Origin of the sequence: Chitinophaga alhagiae, from assembly GCF_003568665.1 — a bacterium.
GTDB classification, from domain to species: Bacteria; Bacteroidota; Bacteroidia; order Chitinophagales; family Chitinophagaceae; genus Chitinophaga; species Chitinophaga alhagiae.
This window is the reverse complement of record NZ_QXMH01000004.1, coordinates 253,631-273,182: the sequence shown is the minus strand read 5'-3', so window position 1 is coordinate 273,182 and position 19,552 is coordinate 253,631. Positions and strand designations below refer to the sequence as shown.

Sequence of the window (19,552 nt, the reverse complement as noted above, 5' to 3'; positions counted from 1 at the left end):
CACATGATGAAGAGATCAATATATGCATGCCTGCTGTTGGGCGCCATGGTGGCGGCCTGCTCCAAGGAAACGGTAAACAGCAGCGGCAAGGGCCCTTATGGGGACCCCGTACTGCCTGCCATCAATTTTGCGGAAGGTGATGCCATTACGCCGGCCAAAGGATATGTAAACGATGAAGTGACACTGAAAGGCAAAGGCTTCCTGGCCGTAAAAGACAAGCTGAACATACTGTTCAACGGCACTTCCGCGCCCATTGTGAAGGTAACGGACTCTACCATCACCGTAACGGTACCGGAGCTGGGCAGCAGCGGCGCCGTATCCGCGCAGATAGGGCAGGAGTTCTATTTTGGCCCGTACTTCCCCATATTCGGCCCGTTCCAGATGGATACCTTGTTCCCCAGCGTAAGAGGCGGCAATGGTGGTATTTACAGCGCCATTCCCTTGCCGGACAACAAATACCTGATCGGCGGGGAGTTTACGAATTATGACAACTCCACTATTGCCGGCGGCGTAAACCGGCTGGCCCGCATCAATGCGGATGGCACGCTTGACAATACTTTCCAGTACGGCACCGGTACCGGCCCCTCTGGCCCCGTTTACCCTGTAGTGTACCTGCCGGAGGAAAAGCAGTACCTGGTGGGCGGCTCCTTCAATTCCTTTGACCAGGTGAGCCACGTGTACAGCATTGCGCGGGTGAATATAGACGGGGGAGTAGACGAACGTTCCGTAAACCGCCCCTCCGGGGCGGCCACGCCAGCCTCCGCGCTGGAAGGAGGTTTCCGGGGCGCCATTAACGAACTGTTTGTGCAGCAGGATAAAAAGATCATTGCCATCGGTAACTTCCGGTATTATGTGAGGCCCAACTACAACCTGTCTACTATAGAGCTGGGCGTTGATTCGCTGCACCTGGACTCTACCATGGTGTTCCACATTGCCCGCCTCCATCCGGACGGTACGCTGGATTCTTCCTATCATTATGACCTGGCCGGCCACCAGGGCAAACTGACGGTGAACGGCACTATTTACCGCGCCGCGCTTTTGCCGGACGACAAGCTGCTGATAGCCGGCAGCTTCACCACGTATGACGGGCAGAGCGTTTCCCGCATTGCCCGGCTCAATACAGATGGTTCGCTAGACCAGGGTTTCAACCCCGGTTCCGGGCCAGACCAGGCACTCAGCGATTTTGTGCTGCAGCCAGACGGCAAAATTATCTGCTCGGGTAATTTCACAAAGTTCAACGGCGTGAATGCGGGCGGTATAGTACGGCTCAACCCGGATGGCTCGCTAGACCCCTCATTCAATGTGGGTACCGGGGCAGAGGGGTATGTGAGCAAGCTGGGGCTGATACCCGGCGGCAACATCATTGCGGCGGGCACCTTCCGGAAGTTTGCAGGCGTTACCCGCAGCAACTTTGTGGTGCTCACGCCAGACGGCGCGGTGCACAAAACGTACAATACCAACGGTGGTATTACCTTCAGCGGCAACGCCGGCCTGGGGCAGGTATGGCAAATGCTGCCAATGCCGGGGCAGCAGGCCATGCTGATGGTGGGCACCTTCTCGCAGTTCGACTACCGGCAGGCCAACAGGATAGTCCGGTTCACCTACCAGTAATATGCATAAAGCCTAAGGCTGCCGGATAAAAAGAGGGTGTATCACATTTGATACACCCTCCGTTTTTATAATTTACCTGGATGGAGATAATATTTCATCCTACTTTTTGGCGGCGCCCTTATTATTTGCCGGCCGGTAATTTCTTCTTTTACCGCCGCCGTTATGTCTTTTCCCTCCGCTGTTGCCGCCGCCACCACGGTGGTGGCCTCCTCCTCCGCCGCCTTTGCGGCCTTTGGGCTGGTACTCGGGCACGGGGCCCAGTTCCTGCGGTACGGAGGCCTTGGTCACTTCATGGCCCAGCAGTTGCTCAATGCGGGCAAATCGTTGCTGTTCACGCGGGCTGATGAAAGTATAAGCCGTGCCGTCAGAGGTAGCGCGGGCCGTACGGCCAATGCGGTGTACATAGTCTTCCCCGTCGTTAGGCACGTCAAAATTGATCACCAGGTCTATATCTTCAATATCTATGCCGCGGCTCAGGATGTCTGTAGCCACCAGTACGTTCAGCTTATGATTGCGGAAGTCAAGCAGCGCCTGCTCGCGTTTGTCCTGCTCCAGGTCTGAATGGATCTCCTCCACGGAAAACTTGGCGCGTTTGAGTACGTGGGTCAATTGCTTTACGCTCTGTTTGCGGGAGCAGAAAACGATCACACTTTCTTTTTTCCGGCTGCTGAGGATGTGCTTCACCAGGGGTACCTTTTGCTCTTCATGCACCACAAACGCTTCCTGTTTGATCTTTTCCGGCGGTTTGGAAATGGCAATGTTCACCTGCTCCGGATCTTTCAGGATCTTCAGGGCCAGTTTCCGCATCTTGTCGGGCATGGTGGCGGAAAACAGCAGCGTCTGCCGGTCTTTGGGCAGGTAGGAGATGATCTTTTCGATATCATCGTGAAAGCCCATGTCCAGCATGCGGTCCGCCTCGTCCAGGATGAGGTATTTCAGCCCCTGCAGCTTTACGTAGCCCATGTTCAGGTGGGCTATCATGCGGCCGGGCGTGCATATCACAATATCCGCCCCGGAAGAGAGAGCCTTTTTCTCCGCTGCAAAGGAAGCGCCGTCTCCACCGCCATAAACCGCAATGGAGCTGATGTTGGTGAAATAGCTCATCCCTTCCAGGGATTGGGCAATTTGCACCGCCAGTTCGCGGGTGGGCACTATTATCATGGAATTGATCTGGTGGGCATCGTGCGTATGGGTCAGCAGGTTCTGCATGGTGGGCAGCAGAAAGGCGGCTGTTTTGCCGGTGCCTGTTTGTGCAGATGCTATCAGGTCCTTACCGGACAAAATAATGGGGATCACCTGTTCCTGTACCGGGGTGGCCGTAGTGTACCCCATTGCCTCTATACCGTCCAGCAGATCATCGTCGAAGTCAAATTCGTCAAAATACAAGGTAAATATACTTTTTTAATAATATAGGTAATATGTAAAGATAAAGGATTTCCGCCAGAATGTCCGTTCGGGGTTATAATTGCACTATTTTCTGCCAGTTGTGGTCCAGGATGTTCCTGACAGAAGTACGCAGCTCCGCCAGGCGGCTGGGTTTGGTCAGAAAATGCACGGAACCGGCGCCCCCTGGCGCAATGGTCGGGTCCGGCTGCAGGGACGTGGTGTAAATGATCACCGGCGTATCTGCCAACTGGTCCATTTTCCGGATATGGCGCAGGCACTGCCGGCCATTCATCAACGGCATGTTCAGGTCAAGGAAGATGAAATCAGGCACCTCCTCCCGTGTAATATTGCTGAGTAAACCAACGGCTTCCACACCGTTCTTGCATTCCTGGAAAATAGTACTCGGGTCATACTCAGAGATGGCTTCTTTCAGAAAATCCCTGTCATCGTTATCATCATCAATAATGAGTACAACTCTAGGTTTCATAACAGATATGAGTGTTTACAGTTTTAGGAAAATCCGGGACATCTAAAGTAACGATTTTCCCGGAACTGCCCAACGGCCATGGGCTACTTCCGGGGATTTATGATTTTCTTAACAAGGAAAAGATTATCTTGCTGAAGTAATAAGAAGTTGATACTACTTTATTCTACCCTCAGTTGATGCCTTCTGCATAACTTCCGGTTCTACGATCTGGTTTCCCCTTTGTCGAATTATTACGCGCTGATTTTCTTTATTTAACTTTTTTTTCATGTTGATCATTATTTTTTTTATTGCCATCTGGTACCTTTCTCTGTTTTCCCAAACTTTCCTTCAACACAGATATGCTTCTCACGGCGCTTTCCAGATGAACCGCTTCTGGGAAAGGTTCTTTTACATTATAGCCTACATCACGCAGGGCTCTTCTTACATGAGCCCGCGCGCCTACGCTATTATGCATCGTATGCACCACGCATATACAGATACCGAGCTTGACCCGCATTCTCCTTCGTTCTCGAAGAATGTATTTGCCATGATGTGGCGCACCAGCCGCTTCTACCGCAATATATTCCATAACAGGATGAAAGTGGAAGACAAGTTCACGAAAAACCTGCCGGACTGGAAGGGGTTTGACCGCTTTGCCAGTTCTGCCGCCAGCCGCCTGCTTTGGGTGGCCGGCTATTCGCTGCTTTTTGTGTTCTTTGCCTCAGCCTGGTACCTGTGGATACTGTTACCGGTAGTAGTGGCTATGGGTGCGGTACACGGCGCTATCATCAACTGGTTTGCCCATAAGTACGGTTATACCAATTTCCGGATGAAAAATACTTCCTCGAACTTATTGCGCACTGACGTGTTGATGTTAGGCGAGTCTTACCACAATAACCACCATAAGCATCCTTCTTCTCCCAATTTCGGTATCAGGAAGTATGAAATAGATCCTGTTTATTACGCCATCAAAGTGCTGAGCTGGATGCGGATAGTCAGGCTGCCCGTGGTTGTTCCGGCACACTAAATTGTTTTCTCATATTTAAACTATATAAAATGAACATCTACGTATCCAATCTCGCAAATTATATGAAGGACCAGGACGTACAGGACCTTTTTGCTTCTTTCGGCGCTATCAGCTCCTGCAAGGTAATTCTTGACCGGTATACCGGTGCTTCCCGCGGGTTCGCCTTTGTTGAAATGCCCGGCGATGAGGAAGGCCGCGCCGCCATTGACCAGCTGAACGGCAAAGTAATTGATGGTAAAGCGCTGAGTGTGGCGGTAGCCAAGGAGCGCGAGGACCGCTCGTTCGGGGGTAACAGAAATTCCCGTTACTAACCGTTCGTTTCATAACTGCTGCACAGTGCTTTTTTTGCGCTGTGCAGCTTTTTTGTTTATATCCGCCTGTCACTGATATGCCTGCCGCTAAAGGAGCCATTGCACGGCAAACCGCGGCCATACCGCAGGTTGCTAAAATCCGCTTACAGAAAGCGAATTTGCTATAAACAGGTGTGGGAAATTCTGGCTTAATTAGGATAACTAAAATTCCACTTATGAAAGCCAGATTTACTCCCTGTCTTTTGGCACTGCTGTGCCTTTTTCTTTCCCGCGCCCATGCCCAGCTGGTATCCCTGCAAAACGGGCAACTCGTGTACGCGAAATACGCTAACCAGGGCCAGGTCAATGCAGACAACCAGGTGCCTGATTTTTCGAACGCCGGTTACCATGGCGGCGGCGTAAGGCTGCCGGAGCTGCCGGTGGCAGACAGCATTTCGCCCGTTGAAGGCAACAACCTGTCTCACATCCAGGCGGCTATAGACCGCGTTAGCGCCCTGCCGGCAGACGCCAGCGGCCACCGCGGCGCGGTGCTGCTGAAAGCGGGCGTGTACGTGGTAGACGGTGTGCTGCGTATCAGAACGGGCGGTGTAGTGCTGCGGGGCGAAGGCAACGGCCGCAACGGCACTGTGCTCATTGCCGCGCAGAAAACTAATCACAACTTCATTGCCATCCAGGGCAGTGGCAGCGGCTATGGCGAAGTAGCGGGCAGCAAGGTGCGCATCACATCGCCTTATGTAGGCACCGGCGCTAAAACTTTTGAAGTGGCCGCCGGCCACAGCTTTCAACCGGGCCAGCAAATTGTGGTGCAGAAAACACCCAACGATGCCTGGATAGATACGCTCAACATGCGCCAGTACGGGTGGACGGCCAGCGGCTATAAAACCACCTACGAGCGGGAAGTAGTGGCCGTGAACGGCAACGCCATCACCATCAACATTCCCATTGTAGACCCTATCGAAACGGGCTTTGGCGGGGGAGAGGTGTTCAGGTCCAACATTACCGGCCGCATCCGGGAAGCAGGCGTGGAAAACCTCCGCATCGAATCTTATTTCCTGAATGATGAAGACGAAAGCCATGGCTGGATAGCCGTGCATTTCAGTCGCGCGGAAAACTGCTGGATGACAAACGTGATCGCCAAGTATTTCGGCTACGGCGCCGTGAGCCTGTCCGGGCAGACCCGCTTTGTTACCGTGCAGGACTGTTCCATGATAGATCCCAAGTCTGTTACCACCGGCGGCAAAAAGTATTCCTTCAATGTAGAGGGCAACTCTACCTGTAACCTGGTACAGCGCTGCAATACCTACGGCGGCCGCCACGACCTGGTGAGCGGCTCCAAGGTGCCTGGCCCCAACGTGTTCCTGGACTGCGCGTCAGAAAACACAAAAGCAGACATCGGCCCCCATCACCGTTGGTCTACCGGCCAGTTGTATGATAATGTATACGGCGGCCAGATCCGCGTGCAGAACCGCGGCGCCTCCGGTACCGGCCACGGCTGGGCAGGCGTACAGACCATGTTCTGGAACGTATATTCCTACCAGAGCGATATAAAGGTGGAAAGCCCCATCGGCGGCCGCAACTGGGGCATCGGCAACATTGGCAGAACGCGCAACGGCAACGGCTACTGGGAAAGCTGGGGCGCTCATGTATTACCGCGCAGCCTCTACCTGGCGCAACTGCAGGAAAGGCTGGGCGCCGGCGCTGTTGACAACATTACCACCGCTGCGCAGCGCGTCGGTACCCTGTGGGACAGCCTCCGCGCGCAGGCCCTGCGCATTGCCGCGGAACCAAAGGTGCCCTTCTTCGGAGAAGATACGCTCCAGTCTTTCGACATTACAGACAATGGCGGCATCATTTCCGCACAATATGCCAACACCAGCAAACCCGCTGAAAATTATCCCAGCCTGATAGACAACCTCATCACCACCAAGTACTACATCAGCGGCCGCAGGGCGCTTTGGGTGGAATACATATCGCCCCGCCCGGCCATCCTCAGCCGTTATACCATCACCTCAGGCAACGATGTGCCGGAGCGCGACCCGAAAGACTGGAAGCTGCTAGGTTCCGCGGACGGCGTTACCTGGGCCGTGCTGGACAGCCAGTTGAACCAGTCTTTTGCCAGCCGCCGCCTCACCCGCAGCTTTGCGCTAGACACCAACACCACCGCTTACCAGTATTACCGCCTGCAGATCACCGCCAACAACGGCCACACCGGCACGCAGTTCTCTGAATGGGAGCTTTGGGAGCGGCGGCTGCAAACCATTTCTTTTAATGAGGTGCCGGAGATCACCTACGGAGACGAGCCTTTTGAGCTGCTTGCAGGCAGCACCGCCGGCCTGCCCGTACAAATGGAAGTCATAAGCGGCCCCGGCATGTTTGCAGATTCCGCACTTGTATTCACGGGCGGCGGCACTATCACAGTGCGCGCCACGCAGGCAGGCAACGAACAGTATTTCCCCGCATCGGCTGAAACGGCCATCACCGTTCGCAAGGCGCCGCAAACCATCACCTTCCCCGTTATTGCGCCCCGCCTGAAATACGAGACCGTAACACTTAATGCTGCCGCCTCTACCGGCCTGCCTGTCAGCTATTCACTCGTTTCAGGCGGCGGTATCATTACCGGCAACAGCATCAAGCTCACTGAAGAAGGCCTGGTAACGGTAAGGGCCACGCAAACCGGTAATGAGAACTATGACACGGCCACAGCAGATCAAAGCATACTGGTGCTGGGCCTCGGCCTCATTAAAGATCCGATTGACATTAAAGTATATCCCAACCCCACGCGCGGCCAGCTAACCGTGCGCCTCGAAAGCAAGAAGCAGCTTGCCTACACCTTCAGGGTATTTGACCGCGCCGGCAACCAGGTGGCCTACGCGGTGATCCCGCAGGGGCAATCCGGCACAGCGATCACACTGAACCTGTCATCGCTCCGGAACGACTTGTATTTCCTGCACGTAACGGACGGAACAGATAAAACGGTGAGGGGGATCTTGAAGTTTTAATGAAGAAACACCCGGAGCCGGGGGAGCCGGTTCCGGGTGTTTTTATATCCTAATACCCGATATTCTTCAACGCCCGCTTTCCCAGTCTTTCTTCCAGTTGCGCCAGGTAGAGGCTGGCCGGTTTTACCGGCGTGCCATGCGCTTTGCCGGTAAGGTGCAGCACTGTACCGTTTGCGCCGGAACCGCTGCCGCGTATCACCACGCCGCTGGCTTTGACGGCCAGTGTGCCGTTACACTGGTACGTACCGGGTTTGAACAGCAGTGCGCCGCGGAAGCCGTTGACTAGCGGCATGGCGGAAATTTCGTCAATGGCTTTTTGGATAACGGCCGTATTGTCTCCCGCCGCAGGGCCCAGCGTGATCTGGACGGCAGGGGAGGGAAGTGTGGCCCCGCCGCCACCATAACCGGCAAAAGAAAAATCAAGTATCCTGTCTCCCGTGGGCAGTGTTTTGTAAACAAGCCTGCCTTTTTCGTTTGCATGCACCCATTCGCTCTGGTGCGGCGGAGCTTGCGCCTGCGCCACGGCCGCCGCCAGCAGCGCTGCGGCCATAAAGATGTTCATTTTCATAACGTGGTAACTAAGTGTGTAATGAATTGCAAAAAGGGAAAGTTAAACCTTCAGGGAGAGATATTCAAACCGCTGATCATAAATTGATGGAGTGGCCATTCCGGGGAAAACCCTATCTTTGCATCTCTTACCCGCGCCCGTTACCGGGCACTCTCACAACAACATCATCATGCTTACAACAAATTATTTCATCATTACCGGAGGGCCGGGAATGGGAAAAACATCGTTATTGAACGCTTTGCAACAGCAAGGCTATACCTGCGTTCCGGAATCCGGCCGCGCCATTATTCAGCAGCAGGTAGCCACGGGCGGCAACGCATTGCCCTGGGCAGATCAAAACGCTTTTGCGGGCTTGATGTTCTGGCAGGCTGTAGCAGATTATGAAACGTTGCAGGCCACGCAGCAGCCGGTATTTTTTGACCGGGGCATCCCGGATGTGGAAGGCTACCTTGCGTTGTGCGGCTTGCCCGTACCGCCTGCTGTGGCGGAGGCCGCAGCGGCGCTGCGCTATAACCCGCTGGTGTTCATCACGCCGCCGTGGGAAGAAATTTACCGGCATGACCGGGAGCGGAAGCAGACCTTTGAAGAAGCGGTGCGCACCTGCAACATGATGCAGCACACGTACGCGCGGCTCGGCTACCGGCTGGAAATACTACCCCAAAGCAGCGTGGAAGACCGCGTGAAGCACCTGCTGGCCTGCCTGCCGTCGGGCATGTAACGTCAATGCTCCTTACTGGTTCCTCACCGCTCCCCGCAGAAAATTCAGTTGCAGGCTCAGCTCAAAACTGTTGCCGATGATCCTTCTCAATCCCGATGCCTGTGAGATGTAGGCGCCCTGCAGCGCCACTACGCGGTTGTATTGATACCCTGCGCCTACGGTAAAATTGCCGGAGGTGTGGTACATACCGAAGACGTTCAGCCTGCTTTGCAGAAAGCTGAACTGGGCGCCGGCATCGAGGATGTCATCTGCCTCCTTGATGCCGCGGTAACTTACTTTCGGTTCAATGGCGTTGAGCGCGCCGTTGAGCAGGATGCGGTAAGATGCGGCCCCGAAATAAGAGGTGGTGCCGGCAAGGTTCTTGTACTCGTCCCGGAAATGGCCGAACAGGTTGGGCATGGCGGCCTGTATGGTAAAGTGCTCATCGGTATAGGCCATGCCGAAGTCGCTTTCAAAAAAATTATCGCGGCGGTTGAAAGCGCCAAAAGCCGGGTCATCCGGGTCTCCGATCACGTCTTTGGTATTGAGGCGCTGTACCTGCAGGGCCATGGAAAGGCCAAAGTGCAGGTGGCGGGTATTGCTGGTGTTCAACGGCAGGTGGTAGGCATAGGTCAGCGCTATCTTTGTTCTTTGCAGCAGCCCTGCTTCGTCATTCAGCACATGTACGCCGGCGCCTACCCGTTTGCCCCAATAGCCGTCTGCGGTGAACACCTGCGTAACCGGTGCGCCCGGAAGATCGTCCCACGGCCTGCGGTAAGATGCCTGTATGTGCAGGCCGGAATCGATGCCGGCCATGGCGGGGTTTGCCATGTACTGGTTGAAAAAATATTGCGCGGCGGGCGCTTCAAACGTAGCAACAGAACTGCCGAAGCTCTGCGCTGTACCGCGTTGTGCAAATAATGCGGCTGCCAGCAGGCCGGCTGTTTTTATGAAGATGGAAAGTTTGTTTTTCATGGTTGCTGTTTTTAACGGAGACCTCTGATAATGGTGATGGAACCTTTGAACTGCGGTAGGCCGGGGCCTAACTCGAGAATGAAATAGTAGGCGCCCTCCTGCAAGGGGGTACCGTTGGCCGTGCCGTCCCATTCGTTGGCATAGCCCCGCTTTGTGTATACCATGCGGCCGGAGCGGTCAAATATCTTCACCTCGTTGTTGGGGTAGGCGTCTATGTTGCGTACTACCCAGCGGTCATTTTTACCGTCGCCGTTCGGGGTGAGGATGTTGGTGGCTTCCAGCTTGTAGTCTTCAATAACGGTAACGGCTATACTGCCTTCGCCGGTGCAACCGTTGGCGGCAGTGCCGGTTACGTGGTAAGTGGTATTAACGAAGGGGCGTACGGAAACCGTGGCGGTATTTTGCCCGCCCACAATGCCGTCTGCCGGTTGCCAGGTGTAGTTGTCCGCGCCGGTGGCGGTCAACCGGGCAACAGTGCCTTTGGAAATGCCCGTACCCGGGCTGGCGCTCACGTTTATAACGGGCGGCGCCTCTGCCTGTACCGCAAATGTTCGTTCAAAGGTGTCTGTACCGCCGTTTTGCGTGCCGCCGTTGTCTTTCACCGTAACCGTCACGCTGGTGGCGCCGTTTACACCGGGTTTGAGGCGGTATTGCACGGCGGCGTTGCCGCTGCCGTTATCCGTGATGGTCAGTTCATTGAAATTGTCTGCCGCGGCGGCTATGCTCAATGCAACGGTCTGCCCGCTTTCAGGGCCGGGCGTGATGCCGGAAAGCTGCAGGGTTTGTGCGGGGCCGCCGGGGCAGATAGACACGTTGGAGATAGGGTTGAGCGTGGGCGCTTTGTTCACAGGGAGCAGGGTAACACGTACCACGGCTTCTGTGCTGGTGTTGATGCCATCGCTCACGGTAACGGTTATTTCGTGTACCGGTTGCTGCGCGTAGTCAAGCGCTGCGGCGTTTTGCAGGGTGAGCGCGCCGGTAGCGGCATCCAGCGCAAATACGCCGGTTACGCTTTGCCGTACTATCTGCCATTGTTGCAAGGGCAGCAGGGCAGCAGCGTCTGTAGCGGCAATGGTGCCTGCCTGCGTGCCGCCGGCCGCATTTTCAGCCAGCGTAAAGGCCTGTGCGGCGGTCACTACGGGGGGCACCGCGTCTATCCGTACGTTGGCCAGCAGGCCTGCGCCGGGTATGGCGGGCAACAGGTGGTTACCGGCCTGGTCATGTATTTTGCCTGCGGGGAATTGCAGTGTGGCCGCGGGCTCAATGCCATCTGCGTCAAAAGCGCCGGCCGGAATGGTGTAGGTGAAGGTCAGTACACGGCCCTGCATACCGGAGAACGTGGGGCTTACTGCAGCGGCGCCAATGGTAACGGGCCATGAAGGCGCTGCGCCGGCGGCTTCCAGTATTACATTATCGTCTGCCGTTACTTTGAACGTGAGTATATCTCCCGCTTTATAGTTGCCGTTGGCGGGTACTTCCAGCGTACTGATACGTGGTGCAATACCATCTACCGCAATATTCGCCGCCGCGCCCAGAGAGCCGGCCGCACCTGGCGCAGGCAGTGTCAGCAAGGCATCCATGGTATTGGCTGTATTGCGGATGGTGCCGCTGTTGAGCTGGAGGGCGGTTGCTGCCGTGTAGTCCAGGTCAGGGCTTGCATCGCCTTCCTGCACGGTGTAGGTGAACGTAAGGGTGGTTGAGCTGCTGCCGGAAGTATAGGCGGCGGTACGTTGTACGCTGCCCGTTTGCAGCGTCAATTGTGGTGTACCCGTTACCGTTACCGCTTTATTGAAATGCACCAGTATGATGATGTTGCTACCTGTTTTGTACAGGCCGTTGGCGGTGGAAGCAGTAACCCCTGTTACCAGCGGTTCCTGCGGGCCAACCAGTATGCGTACCTGTTTGCTGTCCGTAAGGGCGCCGCCTGTGCCGGTATTGCCCTGGTCATTCACCGTTGCAGTGAGCGTAACCTCGCCAATGAAGCCGGCGGCCGGGGTAAATGACAGGCTGGCCAGCGCGTTATTGATGGCCGTGAGCGTACCGGTAAAGGTAAACGCTGCGTCACCGGTGCCGGTACCGGTTGAGAAAGTAAGGCCAGTCTTGACGCCGAGGCTCAGCGTGCCGCCGGTAACAGAAAGGGCTGCCTGCAACTGCCCGCCGCCCGCATCCACATCGGCCATGCTGATCTCATTCTGGTTGGCGGCATTAAAGTGGAGCGTGGTATTGAGCGGCACTGCCTGGCCTCCCGGTACGGTAAGCACCGGCGCATCGTTTACGGCGGAAATAACAAGCTCCATGATCACGGTATCCGCCGCTTCGCCGGAGGGGCCGTTGTGCCCCTTGTCATTGATGTAAATGGTCATGGGAACGGTGATGCCGCTTTCATTGGCAGGCGGGGTATATACTACGCCGCCGCCTGCGATCAGCTGGTTAATGTCTGCAATGCTGCCGGCCAGCACCCATTTAACAAGGGAATCAACGGCAAATACTCCCGGGATAGGCGTTACCGTCAGCTTGCCGCGGCCGGTAGGGATGGACAGGTCTACCTTTACTTCATCACTACCCGCATCCGGGTCCGAGAAGGAGAAATTGACAAGCGTGGTATCGCGGTCTTCCTCCACGCCGTGCTGTGCCGGGGCGGTGATCACCGGCGGCTGATTGTTGAACTTCGTCTCCAGCATCAGTACAGCCGTATCGCAAAGGGAGGGTGTGCCGTTATCGCAAACCTGGTAAATGAGAGAATCCAGCGCACTATTTTTATCGTCGTTGGCGGTGTAGGTAAAAGAGCCGTCTGCGTTCAGCACCACGGTACCGTTCACCGGCGCGGTTACCAGGGAGGCCGTCAGCGCGTTGCCGTCGGGATCACGGTCGTTGGTCAAAACATTGCCGGTCATGATATAGGTATCCCGCTGGGTATAGTCGTTAACAGCAAAAGGCGGCTGGTTATTCAGTATTTCGATCGCTACCTGTGCATTCGAGCTGCAGGCGCCTTGTGCATCACAGTGCCTGTACACAAAGTTATCTGTACCCGCGTAGCCCGGGTTGGGTGTATAGATGAAATTGCCGTATGCCGAAAGTTGCAGTGTGCCGTGTTGCGGCGGGGTCATCAGCTCAGCATGGCCGAATATACGTACGTTGCCTGAATTGGGGTCATTGAGTTCTTTTAGAATGCTGCCGGCGCGTGGTACGAACAGTACCTGGTTGGCAGGTATGCCGAATGCAATATACCGTGAGGGAGGCGGTAGGTTGTTGCCTATCCCCACGGCAAAGATGGCCGTGCCCATTCCGCTTTGAATACCGTCTGCATCGGTAACCTGGTACTGAAGGCTGTCCAGCCCGGTGAAACCGGCATTGGGAGTGTAGGTGAATGCGCCTCCCGGGGCAGACGTAAGGATACCGTTCACCGGCTGCTGTGTAATACCGGCGTTGATGGCCTTGCCTTCCGGGTCGTGGTTATGGGCCAGCAGGCCGTTGGCGGCGGGTACCGTAAACGCGGTGCCGGCGGCCGTATTGTAGTAAAGGTCATTGGCGGTAGGCGGCCGGTTGCCGGCGGTAACGTTAATGGTAGACACGGCTTCCTGGCTCGCATTGCCAAACCCGTCGTGCAAAATAATGCCGATACGCCGCGTTTGTGCAGTGGGGCCATCAGGTTTTACATTGACGTATCCCAATGCCCTGATCACCTGCTGCACCACTTCCTGCGTTACATTGGTGGTAAACCGGATATACAGGGGCAGGCCGTTGAAGCCGCCGGTGCAGGCGCCGATGCGGTTGTGCTGGTAAAAAACCTGTCTGCCTACCATGTCTACCTGGCCGTTGTTCCAGATCAGCAGCTGATCTTCTGTGCTAACGTAGCCGTCAATAAAGCGCACAACAATATGGCTCTTCTGCCAGTAAGTGATGGTTCCCGTACCTACCGTTGCATCCGACTCGGGATCAAGCGCGGCCACATTTTCAGCGGGGAGATAGTTCTGCGTTGCGCCGTCAACGTTAAGTATCTTTGGCGGTTGTGCGCCTTGTGCATTTACACGTCCGGCAAGCAGGATAAGGCATGCGGACAGCACAAGATACCTGGGGATGAGTGTCAGGTCCATAGCAATAATGTAAGGTGTAGTTCGGCCTGGGGGTGGGCTTTCAGAGGAAGAGCGCCGCAGCAGGCAATGTTTTACATGGTTTCCGGGATAAAATAGACAGGAGCGGCAATAGCAATGCCGGTGTGGTTAGTAAACGTCCGTCATAAGAAATGGCTTTAAAAAGGTGAGCAATGAGCGGTGAAATTATGTATTCTGCATCTTTTATGCAAGCATAAAAAAAATACCGGCGCGCTTTTTCTTGCAAAGAAGGTAAACAAACCGGCTTTGAATACGGCTTGCATAAAGCGGGTTACCTGTTTTTTATTGCAATGCTTCCTTCACGGCCGGGGCTACTTTGGTGCCCAGCAACTGTATGGACCTCATCACCTTTTCCTGCGCAATGCTGCCCTTCACCAGTTGCGCCAGGAAGCGGGTATGCCCGAACAGGCCATGCTGGTAAATGATCTTGTCTGTGATCTCTTTTACATTGCCTACAAACAGCGGCCCATCCGGCAGGCGCATGAACTCGAACTGTTCCCGCGTCATGGGGGACCAGCCTCTTTCCTTGCCTACGCGGTTCATCAGTTTTTCATAAGAAGGGTAGAAGTCGTCCGCCGCCTGGTCTGCATCTTCGGCCAGGTGGAATTGGGAGTTGATGCCCAGTTGCAGCTTGGCGGGGTTGTGCCCGGCTTCCTGCGCGGACTTGCGGTATAGCTGGATGAAGGGCACATACTGCGAAGGCTTGCCGCCCAGGATGGCGAGCGTCATGGGAAGGTTCAGCTTGCCTGCTCTTACAGCCGAGGCGGGAGTGCCGCCTACTGCCAGCCAAACGGGCAAAGCGGGTTGTAACGGGCGCGGGTACACGCCCAGGTTGCGGATGGCCGGGCGGAAACGGCCCTGCCAGTTCACTATTTCGTTTTGATTGATCTGTAGCAGCAGGTCCAGCTTTTCCACGAACAGCTCATTGTAATCATTGAGGCTGTAACCGAAAAGGGGGAACGATTCCGTAAAGGAACCCCTGCCCGCCAGTATCTCCGCCCGCCCGCCCGAAACCAGGTCAAGCTCCGCAAATTGCTGGAACACCCTCACCGGGTCTGCGGACGAAAGCACGGTAACGGAGCTGGAGAGACGGATGCGCCGGGTAACGGCCGCAATGGCGCCCAGCACTACCTCCGGGGAGGAAATGATAAAATCAGGCCGGTGATGCTCGCCGAGCGCAAATACATCAAGGCCCGTGGTATCGGCCAGTTTGGCCTCTTCCAGCAACTCCTGCATGCGCGCGTAAGATTCCCTGGCCCCGCCGGCTACCCGCTCGGGATGTACTTCTCCAAATGTACTGATGCCTATTTCCATACTGATGGCTTTAATGCATGCAAATAAAGCCATATCGCGCGTATTGCCAAATGGGGCTGGCCCCTGTGTAGTATTTTGCCGCTGCCCGCGTTGCCTACCCGCCAGATGCCATAGTCAGCATGTGGCATTCCCATCTGCCAACCAACGGCAAGCACCATGGTATGACATTCAGCCAGCGGTTTTGGGGCATCCAGCCGCAGCGGCAAGAAATACAGGCATTACCATGAAGAAGGTCCGGTTAACAGGCAAGTTTGTGTATATTGATTGACCTGGAATATGAAACAACCGATTGCCGGGCAGAGCTGGTGAAAAAACACCCACGAAACGCTAAAAAACTGCCAGCGTTCTCCGGTCAATGCATGTAATATGCAATGCGTTTATATGTTTACCGGTGATAGCGGAGCAGTGTGCTACCCAACCAAAACGAACTGTATGCAGCGAAGAAATTTTCTCAAACACTCGGGCCTGTTAGGATTTGGCCTGCTGGCAGCGGAACTGCCCGTGTGGGGCGCGTTTGCCCGGCCGCCGCGTTACCCTGAACACAACATCCCCGCGGATAAAATGATAGACCCCGCCTGGCTGCGCTCGCTCCGAGAAAGAGGGGAGCCTGCCGCCTATCTCAAGAGCCGCAACGAGCTGCGTTACATCGGCATGCCGGCCGGCGGCCTGCACGCGGGCACCGTTTACCTTGGCGGTGACGGGCGGCTGTGGCTCTGGCAGGTGTATAACGAAAGCATGGAACCTACTCACGAAGGCATAGATCCCAAACTGGTGCTCTGGAACGATGGTACCCAGCAACGCAAAATACGGCCAAGAGACGGCGCCGCCTATGTAGAACCTGCCATTGCGGGCAATAAACGGGTGCTGGAGCAGGGGTTTGCCGTACAGGTGATAAAAAACGGAACAAAATATATCAAAGAGCTGAATGAAGACCAGTGGGACGAGATCCGTTTCGAACCTGCATATCCTGCCGCCACCATTACGTACACTGCCAAAAACTTCCCGGTGAAGGTGCAGCTGAACGCTTATGCGCCCTTTATTCCGCTGGACGAGGAAAATTCAGGCCTGCCTGTAACCATTCTCCGGGTGGCCGTTACCAACCTCACCGGCGAAGCGCTGGATGTGTCGTTGCTGGGCTGGCTGGAAAACGGCGCCAATAAACTGACGGCCAAAAACGGCAACGGCAAAAAGCGGTGCAGCGTGAGCGCCGGCAGCGGTGCCGCCTCCCTGTTCTTTGACTTTGCCGCGGCTGATGCCGCGCTGGCCACCGCGCAGGACGCGGGCAGCATGTCCCTGTGCTGCCACCACGCTGGCGCAAAGCCCCTGAACGCCTTGGCCCCATGGCCGGTTACGGCAGCCTGCTTTGATGCCGCCGCTACTCCCGGCATGGCGGAAACAGACGGCGGGGAAAAACAGGTGGGCGGCATTATCTGCCAGGGGCATGTGACCGGGGAAGAGACTTTCAGGGCAGACTATACGGTGGCCTGGCATTTCAACCACCCGCATCCCAAGCTGAAAAAGCTGGTGAAGGATGCGGAAGGCGGTTACTGGTACGGGAGCCGGTTTAAAAATGCACAGGAGGTAGACCGGCATGTAGCGGAGAACCTGCAACACCTGGTGAACACTACGGAACTGTGGCGGCAAACCTGGAACAACTCCACACTGCCGCACTGGTTCCTGGAGCGCACTTTTGTGAACATCGGCACGCTGGCCACCGCCAATACCTACCGCTTCAGCAGCGGCCGTTTCTGGGCATGGGAAGGCGTAGGCGCCTGCGCGGGCACCTGTACGCATGTATGGCAATACGCGCAAAGCATGGCGCGTATCTTTCCCGCGCTGGAACGTGACCAGCGCCAGCGGGTAGACCTGGGCGCCGGTTTCAGGGAAGACAGCGGGGCCATTATTTTCAGGGCGGAAAATGAAAGCAGGCCCGCTATAGACGGCCAGGCGGGCACGGTGCTGCGTTTCTACCGGGAGCACCAGATGAGCGCCAACAACAGCTTCCTCCATACCAACTGGCCCCGGATCAAAAAAGCCGTGCAGTTCATGCTGGCGCAGGACAAGAACGGTGACGGCATGACGGACACGCCCATGGAAAATACGCTGGACGCCGTGTGGGAAGGGGAAATAGCCTGGATCGTAGGTCTCTGCATTGCCGCCGCCGGCGCCGCGGGTGAAATGGCCGCGGAAATGGGAGACAAGGCCTTTGCGAAAATTTGCAACGCGTATGTGGAGAAAGGCCGCGCAAACATGGAAGCGCAATTGTTCAACGGAGAATATTTTATTCACCGGCCGGATGCCATAGCAGGCAGGAAAAAACTCGGTTCCTACAATACTTGTCACATAGACCAGGTGTACGGCCAGAGCTGGGCTTTCCAGGTAGGGCTGCCGCGCATGCTGAACGAAGAAAAAACAAAGGCTGCGCTGAAAGCCCTCTGGAAATACAATTTCACGATGGACGTAGGCCCCTACATCAAGACCCATACCGGTGGCCGCCCTTACGCGCTGGCGGGAGAAGGCGGCATGGTCATGAACACCAACCCGAAAAATGAGGCCAAGCCCTACGGGGAAGATGTGACCTGGCAACTCGGCTATTTCCATGAATGCATGAGCGGCTTTGAGCACCAGGTAGCCGCGCACATGATGGCGGAAGGCATGGTAGACGAAAGCCTTGCGTTAACGCGTGTTATTCACGACCGTTACCATGCGGCCAAACGCAACCCCTTCAACGAAATAGAATGCAGTGACCACTACGCCCGGGCCATGGCCTCCTATGGCACCTATATTAACGCCTGCGGCTATACGTATCATGGCCCCAAAGGAAAACTCGGCTTTGCGCCCCGCATCCACCCGGAAAACTTCAGGGCCGCATTTACCGCCGCGGAAGGCTGGGGCACCTACAGCCAGCAGCAAACTGCAGGCGGCCAGCAGCATCAGGTCAGCCTGGCGTATGGGACGCTGCGGCTTTCGTCTCTTTCATTTGAGGCAATTGGCGGCCGTGTATTTAAAAATGCGGAAGTGATGGTGAACGGGAAAAAGGTGAACGCTTTGTTTAAACAGGAAGGAGCACGGGTACTAGTCAGCCTGAAAGGAGGAGTGTTAGTGAGGGCCAGGGAGGCCGTTGCGGTCAATCTTACCTGAAACGGCGGGCGTTATATCTCCACCCGTTGCCTGCTAAATGTTATCTTTGCCTGCATGCAGCCATCTAACGTGATCAGCCGGGAACACAGCAGTGAGCCGCTCGCAGCGTTGCTTGCCATTGACCAGCAAAGCACCTGGGAACGCAAGCCGATGTATGCTCTCATAAAGGTGCCGCCCGGCACTTTTGAGTGCAGAACAGACCTGTCTGTATATACCGTACAGGGGCCTGCCCTGTTTTTCTTTACGCCATACCAGCAATATGCGCTGCGGTCTCCGGGCGCGTTTCAGGGGGAGTTGCTTTATTTTCACGGCGATTTTTATTGCATAGAGCAGCACCGGCATGAAGTAGCCTGCAACGGTGTACTCTTCAATAACGTATATGCCCCGCCGTTTGTACTGCTGGACGAGGAGAACGATGCGGCCGTACAAAATTATCTGCGCCTGCTGCGCGATGACATGCAGCGGGAAGAAAATATTGCCCGGCACGATATGGTCATTGCTCACCTTAAAATATTGCTGATCATTGCCACCCGCCTGAAGCTCCGCCAGATGCAAGAAGAGGGAGACAGGCTGCCGGCAGCCGCAGGCCCGCAGGTGCAACAGTTGCACCAGTTGATAGAAAACCGCTTTTCCGAATGGCACAAACCGGCAGACTACGCGGCGGCCCTGCATATTTCCGTCAAAACGTTATCCCGCCTCACGGGCAAATATCTTTTTAAAACCCCTTCCGCGTTGATTGCCGAGCGTATTGTACAGGAGGCTAAACGTGCGCTTCATTTTTCCGACCTGAGCGTAAAGGAAATAGCTGCCAATACGGGCTTTGCCGATCCTTTTTATTTCAGCCGCCTGTTTAAGAAGTATACAGGCGTTTCTCCAAGGGAGTTCAGGGAAAACGTAGGCGTGATCATATTGGCGGGGCGGGACTAGGCGCAGGTGGCCCATTTG

13 protein-coding genes are annotated in these 19,552 nt (G+C 55.6%); 7 read left to right on the top strand and 6 right to left on the bottom strand.

Going from position 1 to position 19,552, the window contains the following annotated elements:
- The first annotated feature begins 3 nt into the window (after window positions 1–3).
- Window positions 4–1,611 carry an IPT/TIG domain-containing protein gene (locus D3A97_RS20360; protein WP_198674098.1) on the top strand — a complete coding sequence of 536 codons (1,608 nt, stop codon included), beginning with the start codon at window positions 4–6 and terminating at the stop codon, window positions 1,609–1,611.
- 99 nt (window positions 1,612–1,710) lie between these two features.
- Here D3A97_RS20360 and D3A97_RS20355 read toward each other — a convergent pair whose 3' ends face one another.
- Both D3A97_RS20355 and D3A97_RS20350 read right to left on the bottom strand, forming a co-directional pair.
- Window positions 1,711–2,997 (bottom strand): DEAD/DEAH box helicase, encoded by a 1,287-nt coding sequence (locus tag D3A97_RS20355; protein ID WP_198674097.1) that lies wholly within the window; start codon window positions 2,995–2,997, stop codon window positions 1,711–1,713.
- Window positions 2,998–3,070: 73 nt separating this feature from the next.
- Window positions 3,071–3,484 (bottom strand): response regulator, encoded by a 414-nt coding sequence (locus D3A97_RS20350; protein WP_119080388.1) that lies wholly within the window; start codon window positions 3,482–3,484, stop codon window positions 3,071–3,073.
- 265 nt (window positions 3,485–3,749) lie between these two features.
- Between D3A97_RS20350 and D3A97_RS20345 the strand changes: the two genes are divergently transcribed.
- From D3A97_RS20345 to D3A97_RS20335, 3 genes are all read left to right on the top strand, one after another.
- The gene (locus D3A97_RS20345; protein ID WP_119080387.1) at window positions 3,750–4,490 is read left to right on the top strand and encodes an acyl-CoA desaturase; all 741 of its coding nucleotides are present in this window, start codon (window positions 3,750–3,752) and stop codon (window positions 4,488–4,490) included.
- Window positions 4,491–4,519: 29 nt separating this feature from the next.
- A complete protein-coding gene (gene rbp, locus D3A97_RS20340; RefSeq protein ID WP_119080386.1) occupies window positions 4,520–4,801 on the top strand; it encodes an RNA-binding regulator in 282 nt (93 codons plus the stop codon).
- 215 nt (window positions 4,802–5,016) lie between these two features.
- Window positions 5,017–7,800, top strand: a complete 2,784-nt coding sequence (locus D3A97_RS20335; protein ID WP_119080385.1) for a T9SS type A sorting domain-containing protein — start codon at window positions 5,017–5,019, stop codon at window positions 7,798–7,800.
- A 49-nt stretch (window positions 7,801–7,849) separates the two neighbouring features.
- On the opposite strand, the gene D3A97_RS20330 is transcribed toward D3A97_RS20335, so the two are convergent.
- Window positions 7,850–8,368 carry a hypothetical protein gene (locus tag D3A97_RS20330; protein ID WP_119080384.1) on the bottom strand — a complete coding sequence of 173 codons (519 nt, stop codon included), beginning with the start codon at window positions 8,366–8,368 and terminating at the stop codon, window positions 7,850–7,852.
- Between the two features lie 118 nt (window positions 8,369–8,486).
- Between D3A97_RS20330 and D3A97_RS20325 the strand changes: the two genes are divergently transcribed.
- Window positions 8,487–9,086, top strand: a complete 600-nt coding sequence (locus D3A97_RS20325; RefSeq protein WP_232826033.1) for an AAA family ATPase — start codon at window positions 8,487–8,489, stop codon at window positions 9,084–9,086.
- Window positions 9,087–9,098: 12 nt separating this feature from the next.
- Here the strand turns inward: D3A97_RS20325 and D3A97_RS20320 are convergent, their stop codons facing one another.
- From D3A97_RS20320 to D3A97_RS20310, 3 genes are all read right to left on the bottom strand, one after another.
- Window positions 9,099–10,040 carry a PorP/SprF family type IX secretion system membrane protein gene (locus D3A97_RS20320; RefSeq protein WP_157986656.1) on the bottom strand — a complete coding sequence of 314 codons (942 nt, stop codon included), beginning with the start codon at window positions 10,038–10,040 and terminating at the stop codon, window positions 9,099–9,101.
- An 11-nt stretch (window positions 10,041–10,051) separates the two neighbouring features.
- Window positions 10,052–14,134, bottom strand: a complete 4,083-nt coding sequence (locus tag D3A97_RS20315; protein WP_119080383.1) for an Ig-like domain-containing protein — start codon at window positions 14,132–14,134, stop codon at window positions 10,052–10,054.
- A 300-nt stretch (window positions 14,135–14,434) separates the two neighbouring features.
- On the bottom strand, window positions 14,435–15,499 hold the full coding sequence (locus D3A97_RS20310) for an Atu2307/SP_0267 family LLM class monooxygenase (protein WP_232826032.1): 1,065 nt from the start codon (window positions 15,497–15,499) through the stop codon (window positions 14,435–14,437).
- A gap of 399 nt (window positions 15,500–15,898) precedes the next feature.
- Between D3A97_RS20310 and D3A97_RS20305 the strand changes: the two genes are divergently transcribed.
- Both D3A97_RS20305 and D3A97_RS25315 read left to right on the top strand, forming a co-directional pair.
- Window positions 15,899–18,607 carry a GH116 family glycosyl hydrolase gene (locus D3A97_RS20305; protein WP_119080703.1) on the top strand — a complete coding sequence of 903 codons (2,709 nt, stop codon included), beginning with the start codon at window positions 15,899–15,901 and terminating at the stop codon, window positions 18,605–18,607.
- Window positions 18,608–18,661: 54 nt separating this feature from the next.
- Entirely contained in the window at window positions 18,662–19,534 is an 873-nt protein-coding gene (locus D3A97_RS25315) for a helix-turn-helix domain-containing protein (RefSeq protein WP_119080381.1), read from the top strand.
- The last annotated feature ends 18 nt before the right edge of the window (window positions 19,535–19,552 follow it).